The sequence below is a fragment of the Vibrio cionasavignyae genome (assembly GCF_050337155.1).
GTDB classification, from domain to species: Bacteria; Pseudomonadota; Gammaproteobacteria; order Enterobacterales; family Vibrionaceae; genus Vibrio; species Vibrio nomapromontoriensis.
On sequence record NZ_JAKJSR010000010.1, the window covers coordinates 363492 to 388686 of the forward strand.

The 25195-nt window shown below is 43.5% G+C and carries 20 protein-coding genes; 11 read left to right on the forward strand and 9 right to left on the reverse strand.

The genetic code is table 11. From position 1 onward, the window contains the following. Window positions 1-9: 9 nt before the first annotated feature. The 3 genes from L4D74_RS04905 to L4D74_RS04915 all read right to left on the reverse strand — a co-directional run bounded on the left by L4D74_RS04905 (window position 10) and on the right by L4D74_RS04915 (window position 4164). On the reverse strand, window positions 10-1314 hold the full coding sequence (locus L4D74_RS04905) for a hemolysin family protein (protein WP_428751017.1): 1305 nt from the start codon (window positions 1312-1314) through the stop codon (window positions 10-12). Between the two features lie 335 nt (window positions 1315-1649). Continuing rightward, the gene (serC, locus tag L4D74_RS04910) at window positions 1650-2747 is read right to left on the reverse strand and encodes a 3-phosphoserine/phosphohydroxythreonine transaminase (protein ID WP_428751018.1); all 1098 of its coding nucleotides are present in this window, start codon (window positions 2745-2747) and stop codon (window positions 1650-1652) included. A gap of 136 nt (window positions 2748-2883) precedes the next feature. Further along, window positions 2884-4164 (reverse strand): DUF945 family protein, encoded by a 1281-nt coding sequence (locus tag L4D74_RS04915; RefSeq protein ID WP_428751019.1) that lies wholly within the window; start codon window positions 4162-4164, stop codon window positions 2884-2886. A gap of 146 nt (window positions 4165-4310) precedes the next feature. Between L4D74_RS04915 and L4D74_RS04920 the strand changes: the two genes are divergently transcribed. The 3 genes from L4D74_RS04920 (at window position 4311) to L4D74_RS04930 (ending at window position 7843) form a co-directional block, all read left to right on the forward strand. After that, on the forward strand, window positions 4311-6260 hold the full coding sequence (locus tag L4D74_RS04920; RefSeq protein WP_428751020.1) for an ATP-binding protein: 1950 nt from the start codon (window positions 4311-4313) through the stop codon (window positions 6258-6260). A gap of 105 nt (window positions 6261-6365) precedes the next feature. Continuing rightward, window positions 6366-6863: a response regulator gene (locus L4D74_RS04925; RefSeq protein ID WP_428751021.1), complete on the forward strand. Its 498-nt coding sequence runs from the start codon at window positions 6366-6368 to the stop codon at window positions 6861-6863. A 434-nt stretch (window positions 6864-7297) separates the two neighbouring features. After that, the gene (locus L4D74_RS04930; protein ID WP_265673178.1) at window positions 7298-7843 is read left to right on the forward strand and encodes a hypothetical protein; all 546 of its coding nucleotides are present in this window, start codon (window positions 7298-7300) and stop codon (window positions 7841-7843) included. 147 nt (window positions 7844-7990) lie between these two features. Here the strand turns inward: L4D74_RS04930 and L4D74_RS04935 are convergent, their stop codons facing one another. Then, window positions 7991-8590 (reverse strand): TfoX/Sxy family DNA transformation protein, encoded by a 600-nt coding sequence (locus tag L4D74_RS04935; RefSeq protein ID WP_428751022.1) that lies wholly within the window; start codon window positions 8588-8590, stop codon window positions 7991-7993. A gap of 371 nt (window positions 8591-8961) precedes the next feature. On the opposite strand from L4D74_RS04935, the gene L4D74_RS04940 reads away from it, so the two are divergent. From L4D74_RS04940 to L4D74_RS04960, 5 genes are all read left to right on the forward strand, one after another. Continuing rightward, window positions 8962-9885, forward strand: coding sequence for an HDOD domain-containing protein (locus L4D74_RS04940; RefSeq protein ID WP_428751023.1), 924 nt, complete (start codon window positions 8962-8964; stop codon window positions 9883-9885). 111 nt (window positions 9886-9996) lie between these two features. Continuing rightward, window positions 9997-10902, forward strand: a complete 906-nt coding sequence (locus L4D74_RS04945) for a LysO family transporter (protein ID WP_428751024.1) — start codon at window positions 9997-9999, stop codon at window positions 10900-10902. Between the two features lie 89 nt (window positions 10903-10991). After that, window positions 10992-11504: a hypothetical protein gene (locus L4D74_RS04950; RefSeq protein ID WP_428751025.1), complete on the forward strand. Its 513-nt coding sequence runs from the start codon at window positions 10992-10994 to the stop codon at window positions 11502-11504. Between the two features lie 178 nt (window positions 11505-11682). After that, a complete protein-coding gene (panP, locus tag L4D74_RS04955) occupies window positions 11683-13350 on the forward strand; it encodes a pyridoxal-dependent aspartate 1-decarboxylase PanP (protein WP_428751026.1) in 1668 nt (555 codons plus the stop codon). A 374-nt stretch (window positions 13351-13724) separates the two neighbouring features. Next, a complete protein-coding gene (locus L4D74_RS04960; protein ID WP_428751027.1) occupies window positions 13725-14579 on the forward strand; it encodes a MurR/RpiR family transcriptional regulator in 855 nt (284 codons plus the stop codon). 65 nt (window positions 14580-14644) lie between these two features. Here the strand turns inward: L4D74_RS04960 and L4D74_RS04965 are convergent, their stop codons facing one another. Next, a complete protein-coding gene (locus tag L4D74_RS04965; RefSeq protein WP_428751028.1) occupies window positions 14645-15871 on the reverse strand; it encodes an iron-containing alcohol dehydrogenase in 1227 nt (408 codons plus the stop codon). A gap of 503 nt (window positions 15872-16374) precedes the next feature. Here L4D74_RS04965 and L4D74_RS04970 point away from each other — a divergent pair. Together L4D74_RS04970 and L4D74_RS04975 are read left to right on the forward strand one after the other, a co-directional pair. Continuing rightward, window positions 16375-16641 (forward strand): GrxA family glutaredoxin, encoded by a 267-nt coding sequence (locus L4D74_RS04970; RefSeq protein WP_102470603.1) that lies wholly within the window; start codon window positions 16375-16377, stop codon window positions 16639-16641. 262 nt (window positions 16642-16903) lie between these two features. Then, on the forward strand, window positions 16904-18586 hold the full coding sequence (locus L4D74_RS04975) for an aspartate:alanine antiporter (RefSeq protein WP_428751029.1): 1683 nt from the start codon (window positions 16904-16906) through the stop codon (window positions 18584-18586). A 73-nt stretch (window positions 18587-18659) separates the two neighbouring features. Here the strand turns inward: L4D74_RS04975 and L4D74_RS04980 are convergent, their stop codons facing one another. Further along, complete coding sequence (locus tag L4D74_RS04980) at window positions 18660-20303, reverse strand: ABC transporter substrate-binding protein (RefSeq protein WP_428751030.1); 1644 nt, start codon at window positions 20301-20303, stop codon at window positions 18660-18662. 173 nt (window positions 20304-20476) lie between these two features. Here L4D74_RS04980 and mpaA point away from each other — a divergent pair, with 173 nt between their 5' ends. Continuing rightward, entirely contained in the window at window positions 20477-21286 is an 810-nt protein-coding gene (gene mpaA, locus L4D74_RS04985; RefSeq protein ID WP_428751031.1) for a murein tripeptide amidase MpaA, read from the forward strand. 59 nt (window positions 21287-21345) lie between these two features. On the opposite strand, the gene L4D74_RS04990 is transcribed toward mpaA, so the two are convergent. The 3 genes from L4D74_RS04990 to L4D74_RS05000 form a co-directional block, all read right to left on the reverse strand. Beyond that, window positions 21346-22629 (reverse strand): glycosyltransferase family protein, encoded by a 1284-nt coding sequence (locus L4D74_RS04990; RefSeq protein ID WP_428751032.1) that lies wholly within the window; start codon window positions 22627-22629, stop codon window positions 21346-21348. A gap of 149 nt (window positions 22630-22778) precedes the next feature. After that, the gene (locus L4D74_RS04995) at window positions 22779-23813 is read right to left on the reverse strand and encodes a hypothetical protein (protein WP_428751033.1); all 1035 of its coding nucleotides are present in this window, start codon (window positions 23811-23813) and stop codon (window positions 22779-22781) included. Continuing rightward, on the reverse strand, window positions 23800-25191 hold the full coding sequence (locus tag L4D74_RS05000) for a DUF3131 domain-containing protein (RefSeq protein WP_428751034.1): 1392 nt from the start codon (window positions 25189-25191) through the stop codon (window positions 23800-23802). The genes L4D74_RS04995 and L4D74_RS05000 overlap by 14 nt, the downstream gene beginning before the upstream one ends. Window positions 25192-25195 lie beyond the last annotated feature (4 nt).

Consider the following 25195-nt stretch of genomic DNA (forward strand, 5'->3'; position numbering starts at 1 on the left):
TAATAGTTGTCATACTTCAACATCATTGTTATCCGGCACCTCCTTTGCTTTACGCACTCTTACTTGAATAATTCGATTATTCTTCACGACGACGACTTCAAATTCCCAGTGTTGATAGTGAATTCGTTGCCCAACACTTGGTACACGACCCATCAACCAGATTAAGAACCCGTTCAATGTTTGAAATCTTTCTTCCGCCTCCCCTTCTAACTCCGCCAAATCTAACTTATGTTTGAATTCGTTGAGAGGTATCAATGCGTCCATCTGCCAGCTCTCATCTTTTAATTGTTTCGCCCACACTTGTTGTGGCGCCATTCCTAACTGACCAGCAATGGATTTAAGGACATCATAATGGGTCACTAGCCCTTGCACATCGCCGTACTCATCCACCAAAAATGTCATTTCTGAGCTGGTCTTTTGCATGTATGTCAGTAGTGACAGTCCCTTCATTGACTCTGGCACAAACCTAGGCTTGCGTAACAACCTCGCAAGCTTGGCGATAGAAAGGTCATTGTATTCATCAAGCAGTACTTTCGATGATATTGTCCCTATCATATTGTCTAAGCCACCTCGACATACTGGCCATACTGAGTGCTGTGTCTGGCGAAGGTTCTTTAAAATTTCATCGATTGACTGTTCAATATCTAAATAGTGGATATCACTTCGAGGGGTCATTAATGATGTCGCAACCCTGTCATTAAGATAAAGTAAATTATCAATCATGACTTGCTCTTGATGTTCAATCACCCCTTTTTCAGTGCCTTCCCGCACCAAAGCGACAATATCCTCTTCGGTTACATTTTCGTTCTGATTATCCTGCTGTCGCATCATACGAAGTAAGGCGTCTGTTGAGATTGACAATAAAGCGACAAAAGGCTTGGTGAGTTGAGCGAGCCAATGTATTGGATAGGCCACGAAAACGGCGATTCGCTCAGCATTATTTTGTGCAAATCGCTTAGGAACAAGCTCTCCAACTACAATGGCAAAATAGGTAATCGCTATCACCACAATAGCGGTGGCAAATACCGACGCAATATCATGCTCCACACCATGCTCTATGAGCCAAAGCTTGAACGGTGCAGATAGTATCGCCTCTCCAAAAACGCCGCTCAAAATACCAATAGCGGTAATGCCAATCTGGATAGTAGACAAAAATAACGTTGGGGTTTCCTTGAGTTGCAGCGCGAGTTGAGCCGATGCCTGTCGTTGAGCCATTTTTTTCAATCGACCACTTTTGGCAGTAACAAGTGCAATCTCCGACATAGCAAAGAGACCGTTAAGTGTAATGAGACTAACCAGAAAAATGATGTCCATACGCTATCTCCGAGATAAACACACTACGATCATAGCCGACTTCTACCTATGTAAAACGTGAAGGCGAGCATAGAAAGAAACGTAGTTGTTCACAAAGTTTTTATGGAGACCATAATTTATAGCGATAACGATTTATAACGAGAGTGCCGTCGCGTAAGAGCCATAACGCAAGAATAAAAGGCTGCTATCAAGCCACTCCTTAGAGTACGTTGACACCGTTGTGATTATGCAAAAAAAAAGCCGCACTCGCGTGCAGCTCTATTTATTAAAACGATGATAGCGATGCGTTATCTATAACAGTCAAAGCTTTCGATAATGCCGCCGTGACATGACTATTATTGCGCGTATTGCGCTTCAAACTCTTTCATTAACGCGACAAGCGCCTGCACACCTTCTATTGGCATTGCATTGTAGATAGACGCTCTCATTCCACCTACCGCACGATGCCCTTTCAACGCCCGTAAACCTCGTTCCTCTGCTAATGCCAAAAACTTGTCATCCAACTCTGGTTTCGCAAGTTGGAATGGCACATTCATCAATGAACGATTGGCAGTGTGCACATCGTTTCTATAGAAATCTGAAGCATCAATAAAGTCATATAGGATCGCTGCTTTTTCTTTGTTACGAACTTCAATCTCAGCAACACCACCCTGCGCTTTCAGCCACTTAAATACAAGCCCAGACAAATACCAAGCGAACGTTGGAGGCGTATTGTACATCGAGTCTTTCTCTGCCAGTACTTTATAGTTCAAAAACGATGGCAGCACGTGGCTAGCAAGATCTAATAAGTCATCACGAACAATGACGATACAAATACCAGCTGGACCAATATTTTTTTGTGCACCCGCATAAATCACACCGTACTGAGATACGTCAATTTCACGCGATAGAATCGTTGATGACATGTCGGCAACAATGGGTAATTCGGTTTGAGGAAGCTCGTTGATCTCAACACCATCAATCGTTTCATTAGGGCAAAAGTGAACATAAGCGGAATCCACATCGATTTGCCACTCACTTGCGGGTTTTACCGCCACCTTACCGTCAATCGTCGTTTTGGCTTTGTAGACGCTTGTTGAGCAATATTTTTGAGCTTCTTCAACGGCACTCTCTGCCCAGTAACCAGCATCAATGTAGGTTGCGCTTGTCTTTTTCCCTAACAGATTCAAAGGAACGGCAGAAAACTGTGCTCGTGCTCCACCGTGACAAAATAGGACTTTATAGTTATCAGGAATCGCCATCAAATCACGAAGATCCTGCTCAGCTTCATCGGCAACCTGAATAAAAGGTTTACCACGATGACTAACCTCCATGACCGATGTACCTAGATTGTTCCAATCAATAAACTCTGCTTGAGCTTTTTCCATTACTGCTTTTGGCAGTGCCGCAGGACCGGCACTGAAATTGAAGACATTATCTTGAATCGGTTCCATGAACTTACTACTCCTAACTACTCTTTAATCGGTTTAAGATTCAGTAATATCATGTTTTTACATAGATAAGAAGCAAGAAAAGAGGTCCTAAGACCTCTTTTCTTGCTTCAACACAGTGAGTTTTCATTCAATGCGATTATTGAGCACCTGGCTGTCCCATCATCAACGGTAGAAACAGGGCGAGCAGCGGGATTTTTTGTCCATTTTCAAACATCAACTGACCGTTTTCAATGTCAGCTTTCAACTGATAGCCGGATTCTTGTTGCTCAATCATCTCCATGACCACGAGTTCATCTACGCCTTGAGACAACATAGGATGAGATGCAATCATTGCATTTGACATGTATGCATCCATGTTGCCTGTCAGAGCCGGCATAATTAGGCTTGGATCCTTAGATACATTCGTCGTCCCCTCTGGGATTTCAACCAGCCACTTAGACTTAAACTCACCATCTTGAAGTGCAAAGTGCATATCATTCATCGCAATTTTAAAGCCTCTTGCAAACAGCGTCTCTATGAGCGGTGCTAGCGTATTAATGTCAGCATGTTGCAAAGAAGGGTTAGACTGATAAATCCCGACCAAGCCCTCAAATGCGGCACGATCTAAAGACTCCAGTGAGAAATCCACTTTTAAGTTACTAAGCTCCCCGCCTTCAGGGTATGTCAACGCTTTTAAGTCAAACAGATGCTGAGTATCAATTCTATCTAGTTCTGAATCCAACATGGACTTAAAGGTATAAGACGCCGTATCAATATCAAAAATGCTAGTGTGTTGCTGATCTAAGATGCGGAAATTTTTCATCGATGCTTGCTGTTCGCCCAACCAAAAACCTTGCTCTTTTTTACCATCACCACTAATGCTTAAGTCAGAAATCAGTAGTTGCTCACCGTTTTCAAAATCTAATTGAATAGAAGGAACCAACGCGTCCATCGACACTTGGCCAAGCACGGTCACTGTCCCACTCGCCGACGCGGGAGAAATAGAGAAGTTTACGTTCTGACTTTCGTTACCTTGATAACTCCAACTACCAAGAGTGAAGTCATAATCTGTATTGCCGTTCAGTTGGGTGACGGTTTTAAGCAACAGTGGGAAGTCTGGATAATTTACCATTACCGATTCAGCGCTAAGGCTGAACAAACCATGCTGGATATCACTCGCGACCACAAAGTCTGTCGGTAACCCATCTAATTCCAACTGTTCTTTCAAAACAGGATCATTCACTCGATAGCGAGTTTCCACCTGAGAAGATAAATAGCCTCGATCATAGCGAACCACTTCAGCGCTGACGGTATCGCTATCTAGATGTTCAATGCCATCTTCGATAACTTTCTGGCCAATATGACCGACGGCAAAAGGCCAACATAAAACGAGTGCGACAGCGCCACCGATAGCCGCCATTTTCTTTAATTGATGCATAGAGGTATGGACATTTTATTGATGTGTATTTCATTCAGTCTAACCTAACTTGAAAGGATCTCCAATCTCATACCTACTTCTCATAACCCTATGCTTTTTATTGTTATATTAAAATGTAACTCTCAATAGAGAAGGTTTGGAAACGAATGCGACAACAGAATCGATATGCAGTGTTATGTCTAGACAATGACTTGGTGAATCTCGACCTACTCGACACTGAGTTATCCTCATATCAATCGCATTTTGATGTTCATCTTGTTACCTCTATTGAGGATGCTCATGAACTCTTAGCACTAATAGGATCGGCTGGACAACAGCTTGCGCTGGTACTAGCCCGTCATTCAAACGTCTTTGATGGCGGAGCGTTTCTTATTCAACTCGAGCAATCTCGCCACACCCAAACCGCTCGAAAAATTCTGATGACAAAAACAAACTATGGCGACATTCAGGCCATTCTTAACGCCGTAAATGAAGGCCAGCTTGACCACTGTTTAACGCTACCGCTTGCGGAACATGTCCTACAAAAAACCGTTAAAAAAGAGCTGTCTACTTATATTGTCTCCCAAGAGAAAAAAGACTTGTTGCACTACAGCCAAATACTCGACCAACAAAAATTAATGAGAGCGCATATTGAGCGCAAGATGCACTCTTATCGTGCAAGTTTTATTCATGATTTCCATGAACTCTCCGATGACGACCTTGCTGCGCAAGTCATTGAAGCTTTACTTAAGTTCTTTACCGAAAGTGATGAAACGAAAGCAGTGCGACAATACTCAGCCGAACACTTGCTTACCAAGGAAGGACAAGCCAACCGATTTTTGTGGTTCATAGTGGATGGTCACGTTGCTCTGTATAAAAAAGACCAACTCGGGCAGCAGTGCGAAGTTGTCAGGCACAGTAAAGGCGGTATTGTCGGAGGAATGTCATTTGTCACTGGCGAATGTTCATTTTCCACGGCGATGACACTGACCCAAACCAAAGTAATAAAATTAGACCGACAAGTCTTCACGCAAGTCATGCATTCTAATACCGACCTATTACCTTTGTTTACTAACCTACTATTGCGACACTTTAATCGCCGACTTCAACGTAGTATCAACACTAAGCTCCAGCTACAAAAGACGTTAGAATCACTAGAATCTGCACACCAACAACTCATCGACCAAGAAAAAATGGCCATGCTCGGACAGTTAGTCGCCGGTGTCGCCCATGAACTCAATAACCCCGTTTCTGCCATTTTACGGGGTGCCGAAACAGTGACTAACAAAATAGGCCAAATCCTTCAGCAAGATAATAACCAAGGCGATCTTTCTTTTGGGGTTGATGTATTCGAAAAATCGAGGTTAGCAACACCGCTCTCTACATCTGAGTTGCGCGCTAGAACGAAGAGTCTGCAAACTACCATCACAGACAGACGCATAGCAAAGCGTCTTGTGCAGCTCGATTTGCACCACAACCCAGAATTACTCAATCTTGCCCGCGTTTCACCACAACAACTGTCTCATCGCCTCCACCAGCTCGAACAATACCAACAAACGGGTGCCACATTGCGGTCTATCCAGGTGTGCGCGCAGCGTATCGCAGACATGGTAAAGAGCCTCAAGGGCTATGCGAGACCAGACAACGAGTCTTATGAGTTTGTTGACTTACATGACGGCATCGAGGACACATTAGTCATTTTTGAAAATAGACTGAAACGCCACAATGTCATCAAGGAATACGGAGACATTCCTAAGATTCGCTGTATGCCTATTGCCTTGCAACAAGTATGGACCAACCTAATTTCGAATGCGCTAGATGCGTTTCCTGACAACGGACAATTGCAAATTCATACTAGCTGCGAACAACGCCAAGGCATCAATTACGCGGTTTACCAATTTATCGACAACGGCGATGGCATCCCGATTGACCAGCAAAGCGCTATTTTTGAGCTAAATTACACCACCAAAAAAGAAGGTAATTTTGGCCTAGGTATCGGCTTATCCGTTTGTCAGCAAATTTTAGCCCAACACCAGGGATGGATTGAAGTTGATTCTAAGCTAGGAGCCTATACCAATATGTCTGTCTACCTTCCGTTAGACACACCAAGTACGTAACGGCACACATTAAAGAGAAGTGGCAATTGGCATAACCAAGTCGCACTGACAAATCCAAGTAGCACTTACAAAACCTAAGAAGCGACGCGCGAAAAGGAGAAAAAGATGAAAGAGTATTTAATCTTATGTGTTGACGATGAGCGAGAAGTTCTCGACAGCGTGTTACAAGACCTATCCGATTTTGAAGATGACTTTATTCTTGAAGGTGCTGAATCCGTAGCTGAGGCAAAAGAAATAATTCAAGAACAACAACGTGAAAATGTCCCACTCGCCCTCATCTTATGTGACCACATTATGCCCGGAGAGACTGGCGTCAGTTTCCTTATCCAGCTTAATGAAAACGATGATACTCATGCAAGTCGCAAGATTCTTCTTACTGGACAAGCGGGCCATGAAGATACCATCGAAGCCGTCAATCATTCCTGCCTGGACTTTTACATCAACAAGCCCTGGCGCGGCGACGAACTAAGAGATGTCATAAAACAGCAGTTAACCACCTTTATGATAAAGCACGAACCCGAACTCATGCCTTGGGCAAGAATATTGGACACTGAGCGCATTTTTAACGCATTGTCTAAAAATCGCATTAATTATGGTGACTAATTACATAGCTAATCAGCTTAACGTGGCTAATAAAGCTAACGTAGCTGATAAATTTAACGTAGCCGATAAACCTAACCCATCTACGTTAATGGACGTATTGCGACTTACTTTGGATAGTTGCCTAGTAAAAAGAAAAGTAGATAACGGCATCCTAAGTAATCGACACGAGTCAAAGCACTTGCTTGTCACCATAAGTCACTCATTAGAGAAGGTAACAAATCATTAGTTTTACCGTACAGATGCGACAATACTGATGGAATTTTGTATACCTATGTCATTTTTTGGGAATTTCCCCGCGTTGATGACACATTTTGTTGGTGATTAAGGGACACTTTCGATTATTATGTCCACATATCATTGCCGCCCAAAATGTAATACGCGGCGCGCACTTATGTGCAAGGAACTAAAATCAAACAAAAAGGTTTACAAAGATTATGCGCAAGACTCTTTTAGCAGCATTAATGGTCGTAACATCGCAGCATGCATTTGCAGAGCAAGAGCAAAATCAAGCAACGATGAGTAACTTTAGCTACGATTACGCCGAAGCTCGTATCGGTGCTAGCCCAATGACATTTGGAGCGGGAATCAGTAAATCTATTCACCCAAATGCGCACATCGTGGGTAGTATCGATTCAAAATTCGAAGGCGATTATGACATCACTGGTGGTGTCGGTTTCCATGCTCCTGTGAATAACTGGGCGGACTTTACCGGTGAAATGCTTGCGCACATCCACGACAGTGGTGATCACCATAAGACAGACACAGGTATGGAAGTTAATCTAGGTGTACGCCAATGGTTAGGTCCACAACTTGAGATCGGTGGTAAAGCGGGTTACCTAAATGTTGGCGATAAAGACCGCTGGATGGGTTCTATTTACGGACGCTTCCACTCAACAGAATTGTTCTCTCTTGGTTTGGAAGGCCGCATCAATCACATCTACGGTGATCAATTGATGTTTACAGCACGCTTCGCATTCTAAGCGCCAAACAGGCGAACCCGGTTGGCTAAGCTTCTTTTGTCTAAGTTTTCCTTATCTAACCAGGGCTAGAAAGCAAAAAGGTCATACATATCGTATGACCTTTTTAATGACACTCTCCCCAGAAATAGACGAAAGCGTGAACAGCGATTACGCATCAAGTTGAGAGCAATTATCTAATAACTGCTGTTTCATTGGATCTTGGATTAGTTTCCAATGCACACCATCAACCGCGCCAGCAAACTTCCATAACAACTTCACGTCAACATCACTACCGTAAGTACGTTTAACGCGATTGAAAACATTGGGAGCACCTAGCTCTAAGAACGTTTTTACGTCTTCAATACCCGATTTTTTCACCATACGCTCTAACGTCAATTGCATATTGGGTAGGTCACGAAGGCGTCGGTTTTCTATCGCCCTTTTTGTACACCGTTGACTTACCGAATTTTCAATAGATTTTTTAACTAAATCATGCAAGCGTGGCGCTTTCGACTCGAATATTTCCGTAATATCATAGTAGTTTACTGTTGCAGTAGACTGTTTTTTCACATGTTTAAATTTGTCGCAACCTAAACCGTTTAAGACATCATCAAGATCTAAACCGCCGCGAATAAAAACCCGTTCATTACTGACCAGTGCATACATGGCGCCTTCCTTGAACAAGCCTGTACCACCAAACATTGAACGTTTTTGAGATTCACCAAATTTAATTGTGTAGTCGTAGAAATTTTGCTCAATCATTTCCATTGATCCTTTAATCCATTACCCCGATTAACGTGATCACCAGAAAAGCAGCATTTTTAAGCGAAAAAAGTGGAGCTAGAGTAGACCTGCATTACCACTGCGGCGTCTCTCTTTTTATATAATGTGCATTAATCATAGTTCACATTGCAAAATAAGTCTGGGTAAACATCACATTTACATAACTACAACCCCCAGCAAATGCGAGTCACTTCACTATTTTATATCATACCCATCTAGTGGCATAACTATCAATATATGAACGCTGTTTTAAACGTCAAACAATTGACTTAGCACGACATTTTGGCACTAAGGATATTGTCAATTAAGAGTAAGGACAGGTAAACTGGGTGCTTATACTTAGCTGTCGAAGTCCTATGAATCACTTATCGTTTTACTGGCTCCCTGATAATCAACAATTATTGATAGAGAGTTTAGAGACCGAGTTTGCCGAGCTCGTGGAACAATCCATCAATACCGGCAAAATTTCCCTACCACCTATCTCTGAAGTTGTTTTAAAGATACAAAAGCTTTGTACACTTGAAGCTACTGGAATCACTGAGATTGCTGAGTGTCTTCTTGACGACCCGGGTCTCGCTGCCATTGTTTTACGCGTATCCAACTCTGTTGTCTTCAACCGCAGAAACATTACCTGTAATGATTTGCATACTGCAGTTTCTCGACTTGGCATATTAAGAGTACGCGACATCGTGACTGCCCAATCGATCGAGTTGCTTAAACACTCTGTTAACTTATCCGACAACTGCAAAAGTGTTCTTGTCCAAAGTGCCGCCGTTTCACGTGAGTTAGCTGCGACGATGGTCCTCGTAACCCGAGCGTTTCAAGAACAATCAAAAGACGAGTACAGTTACCTAGAACAAGAAAAAGCACTATTGGTTGGCCTACTCGCTGATATAGGACTCTTTTGCTTAGTCAACGAATACCACCTCTACTTAGAGAAAGGTAATTACCTTGATCCAGAACTTGCGATGCAAATCTTCCATTCACGCTGCCCTCTTATTAGTGAAAAAGTCCTAACAACTTGGGCATTTGATCAAGACTTTATTGAAGTGGCATCTAACCAAGAAAAAGTCGCTGAAAGACCGGAAGTCTCGTATCTCGATATTGCACGAATCGCTAACCACATTCTTTTATATCGAAAGCAAAATGACGAAGCGTTAGAGGAACACGAAGTTGAGATCAATCTTGCCGGCGCAGAAGTGATGTTTCAGCTAACAACAATGAGCGAAGCTGACTTTCTATCACACACTGCCGATATCATGCGTAGCTCAGGCTTGTAGTGAAAGAAATGGTTATTATCTAGTATGTAAACACTATGCTACATGCTTGTTTTTAAAGCTCAAACGCTACACAATACGATTCAAATCATATTTTGAAGGATTATTGAGCTTATGTTCTCCGGCATGTTGTTTATCTTTGCTCCATTGGTAATCGGCTATCTTTTTTCGATCTCTCGTATCGAAGTGCTCGAAAAAATCAATCAGGCAACGTCTTGGCTCATCTATGTCATTTTGTTTTTGATGGGACTGAGCCTAGCTGCGCTTGAGGATTTTGGCAGTAATCTAAAGATCATCGTTACAATGACAGTAACATTCTTTGTCATTATTAGTGCATGTAACTTACTGTGCCTCCCCTTAGTTGATCGCTTCCTACCGCTTGAGTCAGAAAACAAGAGTTCAAACTTACCTCTGTCTCGCATGGCTCTTGAATCTCTAAAGCTGATTGTTGTCGTTGGAAGTGGCCTTGCGGCAGGTCTCGTGCTCCCACTTGGTTTAGCTTGGGTCGAGGCGGCAAGTGAATGGATCTTATTTGTCCTTCTCTTTTTTATTGGCATTCAACTCAGAAACAGTGGCTTATCGCTTAAGCAAATTCTGGTGAATAAACAGGGCATGGCCATCGCTTCTCTTATTATTATAAGCTCACTCATTGGTGGCTTATTAGCAGCATGGCTACTCGAAATCCCTGCTTATCAAGGGCTAGCTATGGCATCAGGGTTTGGCTGGTATTCTCTTGCTGGTATTTTAATGGGCGATGCATTTGGTCCCGTCTTTGGCGGTGCTTCCTTCATGATAGAGTTACTAAGAGAATTGGTGGCGCTCGTCTTTATACCCCTTTTCATTCAGAAAAAACCAAGTACTGCCATAGGCTACGCTGGTGCTACGGCAATGGACTTTACTCTACCCGTAATTCAAAGTACTGGAGGCGTGAAGTGCGTGCCTGTTGCTATTGTCAGCGGGTTTATTCTCAGCTTATTAGTGCCGATTTTAATGCTGTTCTTTGTTTCTCTTGGAAGTTAGATCGCAGGTTTTTCGGCGTAAAGTCGTTATACTCCTCGCGTTCTAATAATTATAATTAATCAAATTCAGCCCATTTAAAGGACCTAACAATGAAAAAATGGCTTGCCGCTATGATGCTAGCAACAACTTCATTCTCTTCGCTTGCTGCAGATACTCAATGCCTTTCCGGTAAATATGATGCCTATATCGATGCATCCATTAACTGGTATCAAGACCTTATCACTCTTACAACTGAGCAATACCCTGAATTACAAGATGTCAGCCAATGGTTTTTAGAAGGTCGTAAAAACCACTTTGAACTCAATCGAGCGGCGGTACATTACTACCTTGAAAATGACCAAAATAAAGTATCAACAGAGCGTCCAATTGAAAGTTGGCTGCAGCTAGAGCAAAAAGATATCAAAACACTATCTCAACGCAATGACGAGCTTGGAAAGATCGCCGCGACAAGCTTCGCCGACCGTCAAGCAACACCACATCAGCAAAATTATGAATTGCGCAGTGCCTTCGCAGACTTGCTTAGCCACCCAAAGAAAATTGACTCCGCACTTAATAAGTACAACGATGCGATTACTAAAGTCGAAGCAACCCGTTGTAAATAGCGCTCCACCTCAAAAGCTGGTTTTTTCGCCAGCTTTTGCTTCTGAATCAGCCAAAACCTAACCATTTTATCTGTAGCACGGTGAAACTTTAGTTCTCATTTCAATTATTGGAAGACATTCTCGTTTAATTGGTTTAGATTGTGCCGCTTGCACCAATGGAATATTAGTAGATTACGATATGGTATCTGAGCAAAAAATTGCTAACGTCAGCTTTGAGAGCCTTCTTCGCATATTCACTATCCCTGAAGGACCAGATTCAACGCTGACACAAATCGAAGAAAGCTTATCGCGAAACCTTAATGAGTTTTTGCGAGAGCATATTGTGGCCGAAGAAAAACCGCTTTATGAAATTGAAAAAGATTTCTCTAGTGCTGTTATTCCCGAACAGCCTGAATTCGTTTCAGAGCATACGCAGCACTTATTAGACACGCTGGTTTCTCATTCAGTACATACATCGTCGCCAAGCTTCATTGGCCATATGACATCAGCCCTGCCCTATTTTTTGATGCCGCTATCGAAAATAATGATCGCGTTGAATCAAAACCTTGTAAAAATAGAGACTTCAAAAGCGTTTACGCCATTGGAGCGTCAAGTGCTTGGCATGCTTCATAAGCTTATCTATTCACAAGATCAACCTTTCTATCAGCGCTGGATGCACAGTGCTAACCATTCCTTGGGCGCTTTCTGCTCTGGTGGGACTATCGCCAACATTACCGCGCTTTGGGTCGCACGAAACAACGCCTTAAGAGCCGACGGCGAATTTAAAGGTGTTGAACAAGAAGGTTTGTTCAAAGCCATGAAACACTTCGGCTATGAAGGGCTTGCCATTTTGGTGTCGGAGCGTGGTCACTATTCGCTGAAAAAAGCCGCTGACATTCTTGGAATTGGTCAAGAAGGCCTAGTTGCCGTAAAGACTGACAGTAACAACCGAATTTGCCCTAAAGACTTGCAGCTAAAGTTTAAACAGTTAAATCAGCAACGCATCAAGCCGTTTGCTGTTATTGGTGTCGCAGGTACAACAGAAACAGGCCACGTAGACCCATTACGTGATATCGCTCAAATCTGTGCACTGGAACAGTGTCATTTTCACGTTGATGCCGCATGGGGTGGTGCAACCTTGATGTCTGACAAGTATCGCCATTTGCTTGATGGTATTGAACTTGCCGACTCAGTCACGATAGACGCACATAAACAACTCTACATTCCAATGGGCGCTGGCATGGTGCTTTTCAAAAAGCCCGATGCCATGAAAAGTATTGAACATCATGCTCAGTATATACTTCGCAAAGGATCAAAAGATCTCGGAAGTCACACATTAGAAGGTTCTCGTTCCGGTATGGCCATGCTCGTGTATGCAGCGATGCATATTATTAGCCGTCCTGGATATGAATTGCTGATTAATCAGAGTATAGAAAAAGCGAAATTCTTTGCTGAATTGATCGATAAACAACACGACTTTGAATTAGTGTCCAAACCTGAGCTGTGCTTATTGACGTATCGTTATGTTCCAGAGTCTGCCAAGCAAGCATTAAACAATGCGACGCCTGAACAAGTCACTCGCATTCATTCGCTTTTGAATGAGCTGACTAAGCTTATCCAGAAGAAACAACGCGAAACCGGACGCTCTTTTGTGTCTCGCACACAATTGAACCCAACTCGATGGAATGAACTTAATACCATTGTTTTCCGTGTAGTGTTAGCGAATCCACTGACCTCAACGGACGTTCTAAGAGCCGTGTTACAAGAACAGCGTGAGATAGCACAAAACAGTGGCGCGAGCTTGATCACACAGATCGAACGTCTCGCGAAGCAGATTAACTCTGCGCAGCATCATTCAACAAACTGATGCATCGCAGCGTAACACCGCAAATTTAGAAGAAACCAAGTGCAATGCTCACGTTATGAAATTTTATTTCTATTTTGTGGCGCTAATACGGCTGAAACGGGCTAGAAAAGCACCATTTTCGCTTATTTTTTATCCATTTGTTTTTTTCTTCCAGAATTTTGTTTGATGCCTGTCATATTCTAAAGATTTCATGTGACCTTTTGTTACAGCTGACTGGCTTGTTCGTTTATACTGAACTTATGGAGTTAGCGCGCGTCGAAAGTCGCTAAAAAAACTCGATATTGGTTGAGAACCCACTAATCTACCCCAAGATCGATGGTTCCTTATCAAACTATTATGCGCTAACAAGATGTTCTCTTTACCCTGTGAACACTATGAATACATTAGAGAAAATCCAAAAGAACTTAGAAAATTTCAGCAAATCTGAAAGAAAGGTAGCTGAAGTTATAATGGCATCTCCCCAGACTGCCATTCACTCTAGCATTGCCACTTTAGCTAAAATGGCTGATGTCAGTGAACCGACGGTAAACCGTTTTTGTCGACGACTCGATACAAAAGGTTTCCCTGACTTTAAACTGCATTTAGCTCAAAGCCTTGCGAACGGCACGCCATACGTCAATAGAAATGTTGAGGAAGATGATGGTCCTGACGCCTACACCCATAAGATCTTTGAATCAACGATGGCGTGCTTGGATGTGGCAAAAAATAGCTTAGACTCAATGCAGATCAACCGTGCGGTTGACCTACTAACACAAGCGAAAAGAATCTCATTTTTTGGGCTCGGTGCGTCGTCTTCTGTTGCTCGAGATGCACAAAATAAATTTATTCGCTTCAACATCCCAATTTCGTGCTATGAAGACGTAGTGATGCAAAGAATGAGCTGTATCAACTGTTCAGATAACGACGTTATTGTCCTTATTTCACATACAGGTCGAACAAAGAGTCAGGTAGAAATTGCGCATCTTGCTCGTGAAAATGGTGCGACGGTGATTGCGATTACGGCTAAAGACTCTCCCCTTGATAAAGCCAGCTCGCTTTCTATTACGGTTGACGTACCTGAAGACACGGATGTTTACATGCCAATGGCTAGCCGTGTAGTGCAAATGACTATTATCGATGTCCTTGCTACTGGCTTTACCCTACGACGTGGTAGTCGCTTCAGAGACAACCTGAAACGTGTTAAAGAAGTCCTAAAGGACTCTCGCTACGATAAGCTGCCTAATTTTTAAGGCTGCTGACAACAAAACATAAAAAAGAGAGGCTAACACCTCTCTTTTTTTATCACTTCTCATCCCTAATCGGTTTCAATTGGATTATTTCTATACTCCACCTGCGCTTGTTCTTCTGTGATGCGATCTCTCGAGTCACAATGACACTGACATACCTGATTTAAAATATGCTCTAATCGATCGACGGTTAATGGTAACGGGTTGCCTTTAATGGCAACAGATTTCATTGCATCTGCAGCAACGACATCAAACGATGTATGACAAACCCCAAAATCGGATAATTTAGGCAACTCCAAGCGCTCCAAAATCATTGTCACCCATATAATCCCATCTTCAATCGTTGCGTCTGATCGTGACGTTAGAATCTGAGCAATCTGACGATAACGATTCAACACATCACTACGGCCAGCCCGCTTTGCCGCTTTAACGTTTTCAGCCATGACATGTGGAGCAAGTTGCGCGGTGATAACACTATGGGGCGCGGTAATTTTCCCGCCTAACGCAGAGGCAAGCCCATGTGCCGCTCCGAGCTTAGCATTAGTAATCGCCATACCACCAAGCATGGCGGCAAAGGAGAGGTCCGCGCGTGCTTTCGGGTTATCTTGCTTACAGCCTGAAATAATTGACTGGCTTAACCTTCTTAACCCTTCCTCACAGACCATATCGGTAAGCGGATTGGGCTCGCCACAGACATAGGCTTCCATTAGATGGGTAAACGCATCCATTGCCCCTCTTCCAGAGGTATAAGCATCCGTGCCATAAGTCAGTACCGGATCAACAATCGCGACATCAGGCAACATATCAGGACTGCGCAAACTCACTTTTACCTTATCTTGTCCTGATTTTAGTACCGCATTTTTCGTCACTTCTGCCCCTGTACTCGCAGTGGTTGGAATCGCAATCATTGGGATAGGTTTTGTCTTTAGCGGCACATTTCTCCCCACAACCTCAACATAGTCATAAACATCACCTTGGTTGGGGATAATGGCGGCAAGCGCTTTACCCATATCGAGAACACTGCCCCCCCCAATGGCGATCACCATATCAGGCTTGAAGCGGCGGCCCATAATCGCCGTTTCTTCAACCATGGTTATATTTGGCTCTCCACAGATTGCGACATGTTGATAACGCATATTTTGACTGTGAAGATAGTGAATGACAGGTTCAGCACGCTGCCTATCCTGCCCCGTTACCAGTAATACGCTGTAGCCAAATTGGTTAATGATAGAGAGAGACGATTGCAAAGCCCCTTCGCCAAATATGATACGACTCGAAGTCATAAACTGAAACATACCAATATCCTTTCGGTATATCGTCAAGCTCACCATCACACCATTGTCGATTCAGCTTCTATGCTAGAAACTTAAGCCCCGGCACGTAGATGGTTCATCCGATGCCAAAACCTAAAGCGCAGTGTCGTTGAAGTTCAAAATACAACGTTGAAAAAGTGGTGTCTCAAATTGCGAGCCCTATCGATAGTAAAAACACATGAGAGTTATAAGCCACTAATAGCATGCCGTGACCTAAGGGATGAAAAATTGATATAAACCAATCAACATACGTTTTACCCATTTTTAAATTCGCAATTTCGGTATGAGTCACAACATAAAGTAACCAATTGAACTTGCAAACTGACTAACATATGTACTAATAGGTTTTGCCTATGATAGTGAGTGGTATTTCCGGCTTTATTTCCTTTTCATCTTAAGGCATAGTTATTGTCAATACACTATAAGAGCCGAGTTAATCAAACTCCTAGTGCTTAGTAAGAATTTAATCTTCAAGGAGAAAGTCAATGTTTGTCGTAATTTTTGGTCGTCCAGGTTGTCCATTCTGTGTTCGTGCAAAAGAGCATGCAGAAACGTTAAAAGCAAAACGTGACGATTTCAACTTCCGCTATGTTGACATCCACGCGGAAGGCATCTCTAAAGCTGACCTAGAAAAAACCGTTGGTAAGCCAGTTGAAACCGTCCCTCAAATTTTTATCGATCAAGACCACATCGGTGGTTGTACAGAATTTGAAGCGTACGCAAAAGAAAATCTAGGCCTTTTCGACGAGTAACTCACTGTCTAATCAACAGTATAGTTGAAAGAATCGTGCATAAAGCCAACTCTCGTGAGTTGGTTTTTTTATTGGGATCTATATCAATATTGCTACAAAGCTATACCAAATCACTATTGACCCCCTACGGATAAGTCAGAGAATCCACACAATATGTAATCTAATGGTCAAACTTAAAAAAAATCACTTATCTTTTTGATTATTTCCGCTACAATCGCCACACTTTATAACCCACTCAACTTCGTTGCTTCGAGTCGCTACAGTGAACATTGACGTAGTACAATTGTTAGATCAAAACCCTATCCTCCTTATTTTCGTCGCCTTAGCGATTGGCCTTGCATTTGGCAAAATTCGCTTCGGAAGTCTTCAGCTCGGTAATTCCATCGGTGTATTAATTGCCTCATTGGTCATGGGACACCTCGGATTCTCATTTAATGCCGAAGCGCTCACCATCGGATTTATGCTATTTATCTACTGTGTCGGTATTGAAGCAGGTCCAAACTTTTTTGGTATCTTCTTTAGAGATGGTAAACACTACCTTATCCTAAGTTTAGTGGTGCTGGTCACGGCATTAACGGTGACCTATTTTGCCAGTCATTACTTAGGGTTAGATTACGGACTATCTGCTGGTGTCATGGCGGGCGCTCTCACTGCAACGCCGGTACTCGTTGGCGCACAAGACGCGCTAAATTCAGGTTTGGCGACCATTCCACGTGGTATGGATTTTGGTCTAGTGTTGGAAAACCTTTCAGTAGGTTATGCAATGGCTTATTTGATTGGCCTCATCAGTATGATTATGCTGGCCAAACTCTTGCCAAAACTGCAAAAGCAAAACCTGCACGATTCTGCCCAACAAATTGCTCAAGAACGCGGTCTTGGCGGGTCTGGTCAACGTAAGGTTTATCTTCCAATTATTCGTGCCTACCGAGTGGGTCAAGAGTTAATTGACTGGACTGACGGCAAAAACCTCCGTGAGCTTGGCATCTATCGTCAAACGGGTTGTTATATCGAACGAATTCGTCGTAATGGTATCCTTGCCCATCCTGACGGAGATGCGATTTTACAAGAAGGCGATGAAATCGCGCTTGTTGGTTTCCCTGACAGTCATGCACGTTTGGACCCAAGCTTTAGAAATGGCAAAGAAGTGTTTGATCGTAACCTACTTGACCTTCGCATCGTTGAAGAAGAGATTGTTGTTAAGAGTGATAATATTGCAGGAAAGAGTTTATCAAATCTTAACTTGTCAGAGTTTGGCTGCTTTCTAAACCGCGTAGTTCGAGCTCAAATCGAAATGCCGATGGACGCTAATATCGTTCTTGCTAAAGGTGACATTTTGCAAGTCAGTGGTGAGAAAAGCCGCGTATTAGGACTTGCTGAAAAAGTTGGTTTTATCTCCATACATAGCCAAATGGCAGACCTGCTTGCATTTTGCAGCTTCTTCATTTTAGGCATCATGTTTGGTTTGATAACCATGACATTTGGTCAGGTATCATTTGGTTTAGGCAATGCTGTTGGGCTGTTACTTTCAGGCATCACACTTGGTTTCCTCCGGGCAAATCACCCTACTTTTGGTTACGTGCCACAAGGTGCCCTCAATATGGTCAAAGATCTGGGGCTGATGTTTTTCATGGTTGGAATCGGGTTAAGCGCGGGCGGTAAAATGTTTGAGCACTTAACTCAAGTTGGCCCGCAAGTGATTGTTATCGCATTCTTAGTCAGCGTAGTGCCTGTTGTGCTCGCCTATCTAGTTGGCGCGTACTTCTTGAAGATGAATCGCGCGCTTCTTATCGGTGCTATTGTCGGAGCGAGAACATGTGCTCCTGCGATGGATGTAGTAAACGAACATGCGCGGTCAACCATCCCAGCGCTTGGCTATGCCGGTACTTATGCCATTGCGAATATATTAATGACCCTCGCCGGCACCATACTGATTATTCTGTCTTAAATTAAGTAAGTTAGAAACTATGGCTTAGACGTAAAAAAGGATGCCAACGGCATCCTTTTCTTTCAATGCTCACTCACTGAGCCAATACGTATAAATCCTTTGAGTATATCCGCCCCTCTACGTTATTAACGGGAAACCCTCCAATGGTTGGGCGAACCAATCTTGCCTGCATATAGTAATAAATTGGGGCTATTGGCATATCTTTCACCAAAATAGATTCCGCTTGATCGTAGTGTTGATTACGTACTTCACTATCCGTCGCCAGTAACGCACTACTGATCTGCTTATCGTAAGCATCACTCTTATAGAATGCGCGATTACCAGCGCTATCTGACGTCATCAAAGATAAGAATGTGGAGGCTTCGTTGTAATCGCCACACCATGAGGTTCGTAAAATATCAAAATCGCCTTCTCGACGCGCAACCAGGTAAGATTTCCACTCTTGATTTTCTAGTTCTACCTTGGCACCTAAGTTCTTTTTCATCATTGAAGAGATAGCAACGGCGATGGATTTATTACTTTCACTGGTATTATAAAGCAGCTTAGCCTCTAACGGCTTATCGACCCCATAGCCTGCTTCAGCTAACCACTGCTGGGCTTGTTGATCTCGTTGCTTTTGCGTCCAACGGCTATATTCTGGTTGAGTTGCACTAAACCCCGCTACGTATTGGTGTGAAAACGTATAAGCGGGAATATTACCGACCTGTGTAATACCATTGGTTATCACATCTCTCATAATCGTGTAAGACACCGCCTTGCGAACTCGTTCGTCATTAAAAGGGGCTCGAGTTGTATTAAAGGCGTAGTAATAAGTGCACAATAGCGGCACGACTTTATACGCCTCTTGTTGTTCATTTTTCAACTTTTCTGCCATCTGAGCAGGAACATCCGAAGTAATATCTACCTCGCCTGTCATATAACGATTCATCGCCGCGGTTTGGCTTTCGAACGGAATGAACGTCACCGCATTTAACACTGTGTTTGAATTATCCCAATACTCACTATTTCTCGCGAGTTCAATACGCTCATTCACAACCCACTGCTTTAACGTGAACGCCCCGTTTGACACTAGTACACCAGCACGGGCCCACTTATCACCATTTGTTTTCATCGATGCTTGATGAATAGGCATCATCGACGTATGCCCCGTCATCGCCACAAAATAAGGCACAGCACTGTCGAGTGTAAACTCGAGAGTTTGGTCATCAATCGCCTTAACGCCAAGTTCTGACACCGGTTTCTCGCCATTTAAGATCATTGCGATATTATTAATCTTCGTCATTTTCAAATACCAGCCATTAGGCGAAGCAGTTGCTGGATCAGCAGCCCGCTTTAATGCGAAGACGAAATCAGAAGCGACGACTGGGTCTCCGTTTGACCATTTGGCATCTGAGCGAAGGTGAAAAATAAACGTTTTGTTATCCTTTGTTTCCCACGACTTTGCGACGCCAGGCACCACATTCCCATCGGCATCTTGAATCACTAAGCCTTCAAAAAGATCCCGAATAACATGCATTTCAGGTAAACCCTCTGCCTTTGCAGGGTCCAAGGTCGCCACTTCAGCGTCATTGCCTCTCACAACATGTTGAGTAGTAGCTAGTTGCACCTGCTTAGGTAGCTGCGCTGTATGGGCAATAGAAGGAACAAGAGTGGTGAAAGCCGATAAGAATATAAGCGGGGTCACTGACACCCTCTGACGTTTACTGTTATTTTTCATAGAGACGTATCCAACATTCCATGTATATTTATTGTTCATACGAGGGTTCAAAACCAGCAGACGATCGTATGAGCTGAGATAAGTTATAATTAACAAACTTACCCACCACTTTTATCACAGGCAAACCCATAAAGCCGTGAGGTTATTCCAAGTAATGCGTTTCGAGGTAGTCTATGTCATTTCAGAACATACCCAAGCAACATACAGTAACGGTGCAAGATAACTCGAAAGATGGCTGTTCATCGTCAACAGATCCATCACTCCCGCTAACAACGCGAATTCCCCGACCTCAGCGCGCGCAATTTTTAATCCAACCAGAACCATTTGGTCACAGCGTTTACAATGCCCCGTTACAGTTTTTCCCCACGCAGATACCTTCCAGACGCAAGGGGTTGATTATTGCAGGAACTCACGGCGATGAAACCGGATCAGTGGCGGCATTATCTGCAGCTCTAAGAAGCATGCGACCTGAACATCTTCGTCATGATGTTGTGTTATCTATCAATCCTGATGGCCACCAATTAGGGACACGGGCCAATGCTAACCAAGTCGATTTAAACCGTGCATTTCCCACGCAAAATTGGTGCAAAAATGGCACAGTCTACCGTTGGACCACCAACAACGCCCAACGCGATGTCAATATACGGACCGGACAAGAAGCCATATTGGAACCAGAGATAGCCGCTATCATTCACCTCATTGAAACCAGAAAGCCGCACTTTGTTGTTTCACTGCATGAACCACTCGCATGCGTAGATGATCCTGAGGACTCCCTATTAGGCCGCTGGTTGTCCACTCGCTTTCAACTACCACTTGTCACCGATATTGGTTACGACACTCCCGGATCATTTGGTAGCTGGTGTAAAGAGCAAACACTCCCTTGTATTACCCTTGAATTCCCCAATTTATCTTCCGACCAATTAACTATTCATTATCTCGAATCATTAATATCATTGCTGCAATACAACGATAAGTCAGCATAATTCGACTAACTGACGCGCTCGAAGTACAACAATACTTGGCTTTGTACTTCGAGGGTTCACTAGGAAATTGCCGCAGGTCGTGAGATTTTCGCTCGTTGGATCCACTCACGCATTTTTTGTGGTGACATCAGCTGTGGATCTCCAAGGTTAGCGTCTGTTGCCTTCTCAAGCTCTGGTGGAAGAATATCGATGAGCAACTCTAAGTCTTTGTGTGAATGAATTTCTTCATCAAATACCGTTGCCATTTCACGGCTGTAACTCGCCTGACGAGCGCGCGCTGCTTTCACCAAGCCTTCTAACAAAGTAAACCATGTCGTCATTGGTCCTTGTACTATCGAGGCGGATTCAGCGGCTGAGTCAATGAATGCAAACGGCACGGTAGTAATTGGCTTGTTGTATTCCATTGCCGCCAATATCCAGTCAGTATCGAACGAAAAGTCATAAACCGTCGGTCGTTCCAAAATTTTTGTTAACGCCTCTCTGGAGTACAATTTAAACGCCGCTTGAGTATCTTTAATGCCCTGAGAGAAGATCTGTTTACCGATCATTCTTTGCATGTGCCTCAACGTCTTAATCCCCACTCCCCAACGTTCCTCTTGTTTCACCAATATCGAATCTGGGTGCTTCCTATTACCAAGGATGACGTGTTTTCCTTGCTCTAAGTACGGTCGCAACAACAAACCAAGCTGCCCAAGATGCACTGAATTGTCAGCATCTGTGTAAACAACCACATCAACGTTGTTCTCAACGGCCTTCATACAGCCGAGTATAATCGCCCCCCCCTTACGTGAATCGTCTGCGCTATGTAAGTTCGCTAATGGTCCTGCCCCAGTCGCGACGTAGTCTTCTAGACAGGAAACCCTTATTTGCTTACTCGATTCACTTGTAATGCTAATGCCTCTTGCTATTTCCGCACTACCATGTGGACAGCCATCATCAATAGGATACAACCGCCAAGAAACCGGACTACCTTGTGTTACCCAATTAAGTTGGTCGATTTTGGCACGCAGAGAATCCTCACCATTTGGATTATGAGCTGACTTGGGATTGAGGCGATTATGTTCACCCCACATCGCAAACACCACACCAACGGATATCGGCTTAGTTATTTGTCTCATGTAACGCTTTGAATCCACCAATTTAACCGCAAGACGAAACTCTAAGGGAGCCTGCTCGTCAATTGCTAACTGTTTAAGTTGCTCGACTGAAAGCAAGGTCAATGAATCTAGCTGCTCAGCTAAACTCAATAATTGCTTTTGGTGCTCGTTATCAGTGAGGTCGAAATGCTGGCTAGAGTGTCGAAGAAGTTTTGTTGCGCTTTGTCGTTGATGTTTTTGGGTCATATCCTTTGCCTCGCGTTCACGGAACGAAATGTACGTAACGAAAGCAAACTAGGATTTATCTACGTGTTATCAAGAAATTGTCCCACATTAATCTTATACGAGGTCGGAACGTTGACGATTACTAACCACACCAACCAATTTATCGATAGTTATTCTGTTATCGGTGCGAAGCTTCGCCTCTGTATCGCTTCTACGCCTTGATTCGTTTCAGTACCAATATTGGCTTTTTGCAACTGTGACGCTGCCTCTGGCTGCTGCCCTTTATCTTCTGTTACTTTGGGCATTGAACGTTCATTATGAGCCGTTTCTGCTTGTTCATAATCAAACGCTTCAATAGGTGTCGCAATCGTCACTTCATTATCTGTAATTGCAGCCTGTGGCGAGATTGTACCTTGAATTAAATGCCTATTGGTGCGGGGAATATTTAGCGTAGGAGTACTTGTTGATACCGGGTCCGCCGCCGCTTTGGTATCTTTGCTTTCAACAGCAACAACAGGAGCGACAGGAGCAACTTCGGTTGGAACGAAAGACGAAGACTGTGAAAAATTAGACTCTAATCCATTGAGTTTTCTTTGCCCCGGCGCCACTTGTGCAGGAACCTGTGAAGCAGGTCGCCGCACTTGTTGCTGAATAGGAAGAGCGGATGGTGAGACGGCCATCCCTGCTCTAGGGCCTGAAAAAACAAACAGGTTTAGTTTTTCCTGCCACACTTGTAATACAGCGGCATCCTGCTCCCAAGATTGATCATAGCCTCCTGAAACATCGATTGTTTGCATTTGCGTGAGAAGCTGAGTATTGGCTTGCTCATTTTGCTGATGCAGATACTGTTGCATTTGAGTCCAGTCTGTCCCTCCCGTTAACAAGTATCGGACGCTATTCGCCCAATACTCATACGCTTTTGCATCATTATCTAAATTAGCACATACCGTTGCCAGTACTTCAGCAAGGCCTGCATATTGCCACATTTTTTCTGTGCCTAACTTAGACTCTGACGCCAAAATTTGAATACTCAGTCGGTGATATTGCTCAGCCGCTTGTTTATACCTTCCATTACCAGCCAACAACGTCGGTTTACTAAAAATTCTTAAGTCGACATCTTGCACTGCCGCATTAGCAAAGTTACAGACCATTAATCCATTAAACGCGAGCACTAGAATTAAAAAACCAGCTCTAATCATAGTCATCAAAGGTCTCCGTCAAGCACTTACCTGGGTGGTAAAAACGCGAATCAAATTGAACATCTCGATATTCTCGGTCCCCTTTAGGCTGGTAGAGCTTTCCTTTCTTTTTATAGAGTAACGCCTCCAGTACCCCTGCATTTGTTTTAAGGGTAATACTTTTCTCATACTTACTATTGCGCTCGTATCGGCCTTCATACCAACCCCGTTGAGGATCGTAGAGTTCCTTTACCAAAATCATTAAACGATCGGTATAATCCGTTTTCCAAAGCGCCCACATCTGAAATGCGACCCTTGTTGATACTAACGCTAATAGGTCATGGGAACTGCCATCTTCTGCGACCGTTATCCATGGAGTTCCAAGGGCATAAACAGCGTCATAGACGAAATAAGGGTCGCCAGAGACCACATGATCACCACGCGCGGTATAAATTCTATCAACATCCCAGCGCGCTTCTTGCACCCGGTAAAGTGAGTCCGCCATCGCCGACATCACTTCATCAGTATGCGTCGCATCAGAAGAGGTTCGGTCGTCGATCTTATCCCAATTAAATTCCAAACCCATCCATAGGTAAGGTGTGCTATAGACAGGTCTTAACACATCAAAATCACGAGGATCTCGACCGTCAAATAAAAGGTCAATGCCGTAAATCGTCGCAACGTCATAAGGGTCTATACGCATCGCTTTGTAAGGTACGACTTGCCAATCTAAATACCCGTATGAAGTATACTCCTCTACCCCTAAGCGCCCCTCTTTGTATCGCGTGACATTACCGTCAAAGATAGCGCCGCCAAATAGCTCACCGTCTTCATTTATGAGCTCACAAAAATTCCATCGCAACACGGCTTTATCAACATACTCTGAAAATTCCGGTGAATATTGCTTTACCATAGCAAGCGTGATCAACAAACGGCCAACATCAAGGGAGGACCAGCCAATGTCTTTGGGTTGTAAACCATAATCGGTCATCTGGCCCGTTTGTGTATGGTAAACCTTGTTTGGGATCTGACCGATGCTTAAATTCATGTCATTGAGGAAAGTGAGCACAAGCGTCAATCGCTCGTCGTACTGCTTGTTTGAAATAAACTCGAACTCTTTTGCCGCTAATAAGGCAATGAGGTAATCTGAAATCCCAGACATGTTAGTGGAAGGAAAATTATCGATGCCATTAACTAATCCAGTTTGCAGTTGAGTATTATTTTCGATGTATTTCCATGCTGTGCTTGCCCACGCAAGCTCTTCTTCGGTTAGCGCACCGAATCGTCCTTGCCTAAAGCTTTGAGAAGCGTTAATTGCATCGACACCATCGCTCACACCGCGGACAATTGTCCCGCATGCGACTAATACTGGAAATACAATAAGCAATACTGCGTGCTTAACCATCAGC

Excerpts from the sequence above, each read along its gene's own strand:
- L4D74_RS04905 (WP_428751017.1), bottom strand. The coding sequence starts at position 1,314 with ATGGACATCATTTTTCTGGTTAGTCTCATTACACTTAACGGTCTCTTT.
- serC (WP_428751018.1), bottom strand. The coding sequence starts at position 2,747 with ATGGAACCGATTCAAGATAATGTCTTCAATTTCAGTGCCGGTCCTGCG.
- L4D74_RS04915 (WP_428751019.1), bottom strand. The coding sequence starts at position 4,164 with ATGCATCAATTAAAGAAAATGGCGGCTATCGGTGGCGCTGTCGCACTC.
- L4D74_RS04920 (WP_428751020.1), top strand. The coding sequence starts at position 4,311 with ATGCGACAACAGAATCGATATGCAGTGTTATGTCTAGACAATGACTTG.
- L4D74_RS04925 (WP_428751021.1), top strand. The coding sequence starts at position 6,366 with ATGAAAGAGTATTTAATCTTATGTGTTGACGATGAGCGAGAAGTTCTC.
- L4D74_RS04930 (WP_265673178.1), top strand. The coding sequence starts at position 7,298 with ATGCGCAAGACTCTTTTAGCAGCATTAATGGTCGTAACATCGCAGCAT.
- L4D74_RS04935 (WP_428751022.1), bottom strand. The coding sequence starts at position 8,590 with ATGGAAATGATTGAGCAAAATTTCTACGACTACACAATTAAATTTGGT.
- L4D74_RS04940 (WP_428751023.1), top strand. The coding sequence starts at position 8,962 with ATGAATCACTTATCGTTTTACTGGCTCCCTGATAATCAACAATTATTG.
- L4D74_RS04945 (WP_428751024.1), top strand. The coding sequence starts at position 9,997 with ATGTTCTCCGGCATGTTGTTTATCTTTGCTCCATTGGTAATCGGCTAT.
- L4D74_RS04950 (WP_428751025.1), top strand. The coding sequence starts at position 10,992 with ATGAAAAAATGGCTTGCCGCTATGATGCTAGCAACAACTTCATTCTCT.
- panP (WP_428751026.1), top strand. The coding sequence starts at position 11,683 with ATGGTATCTGAGCAAAAAATTGCTAACGTCAGCTTTGAGAGCCTTCTT.
- L4D74_RS04960 (WP_428751027.1), top strand. The coding sequence starts at position 13,725 with ATGAATACATTAGAGAAAATCCAAAAGAACTTAGAAAATTTCAGCAAA.
- L4D74_RS04965 (WP_428751028.1), bottom strand. The coding sequence starts at position 15,871 with ATGTTTCAGTTTATGACTTCGAGTCGTATCATATTTGGCGAAGGGGCT.
- L4D74_RS04970 (WP_102470603.1), top strand. The coding sequence starts at position 16,375 with ATGTTTGTCGTAATTTTTGGTCGTCCAGGTTGTCCATTCTGTGTTCGT.
- L4D74_RS04980 (WP_428751030.1), bottom strand. The coding sequence starts at position 20,303 with ATGAAAAATAACAGTAAACGTCAGAGGGTGTCAGTGACCCCGCTTATA.
- mpaA (WP_428751031.1), top strand. The coding sequence starts at position 20,477 with ATGTCATTTCAGAACATACCCAAGCAACATACAGTAACGGTGCAAGAT.
- L4D74_RS04990 (WP_428751032.1), bottom strand. The coding sequence starts at position 22,629 with ATGACCCAAAAACATCAACGACAAAGCGCAACAAAACTTCTTCGACAC.
- L4D74_RS04995 (WP_428751033.1), bottom strand. The coding sequence starts at position 23,813 with ATGACTATGATTAGAGCTGGTTTTTTAATTCTAGTGCTCGCGTTTAAT.
- L4D74_RS05000 (WP_428751034.1), bottom strand. The coding sequence starts at position 25,191 with ATGGTTAAGCACGCAGTATTGCTTATTGTATTTCCAGTATTAGTCGCA.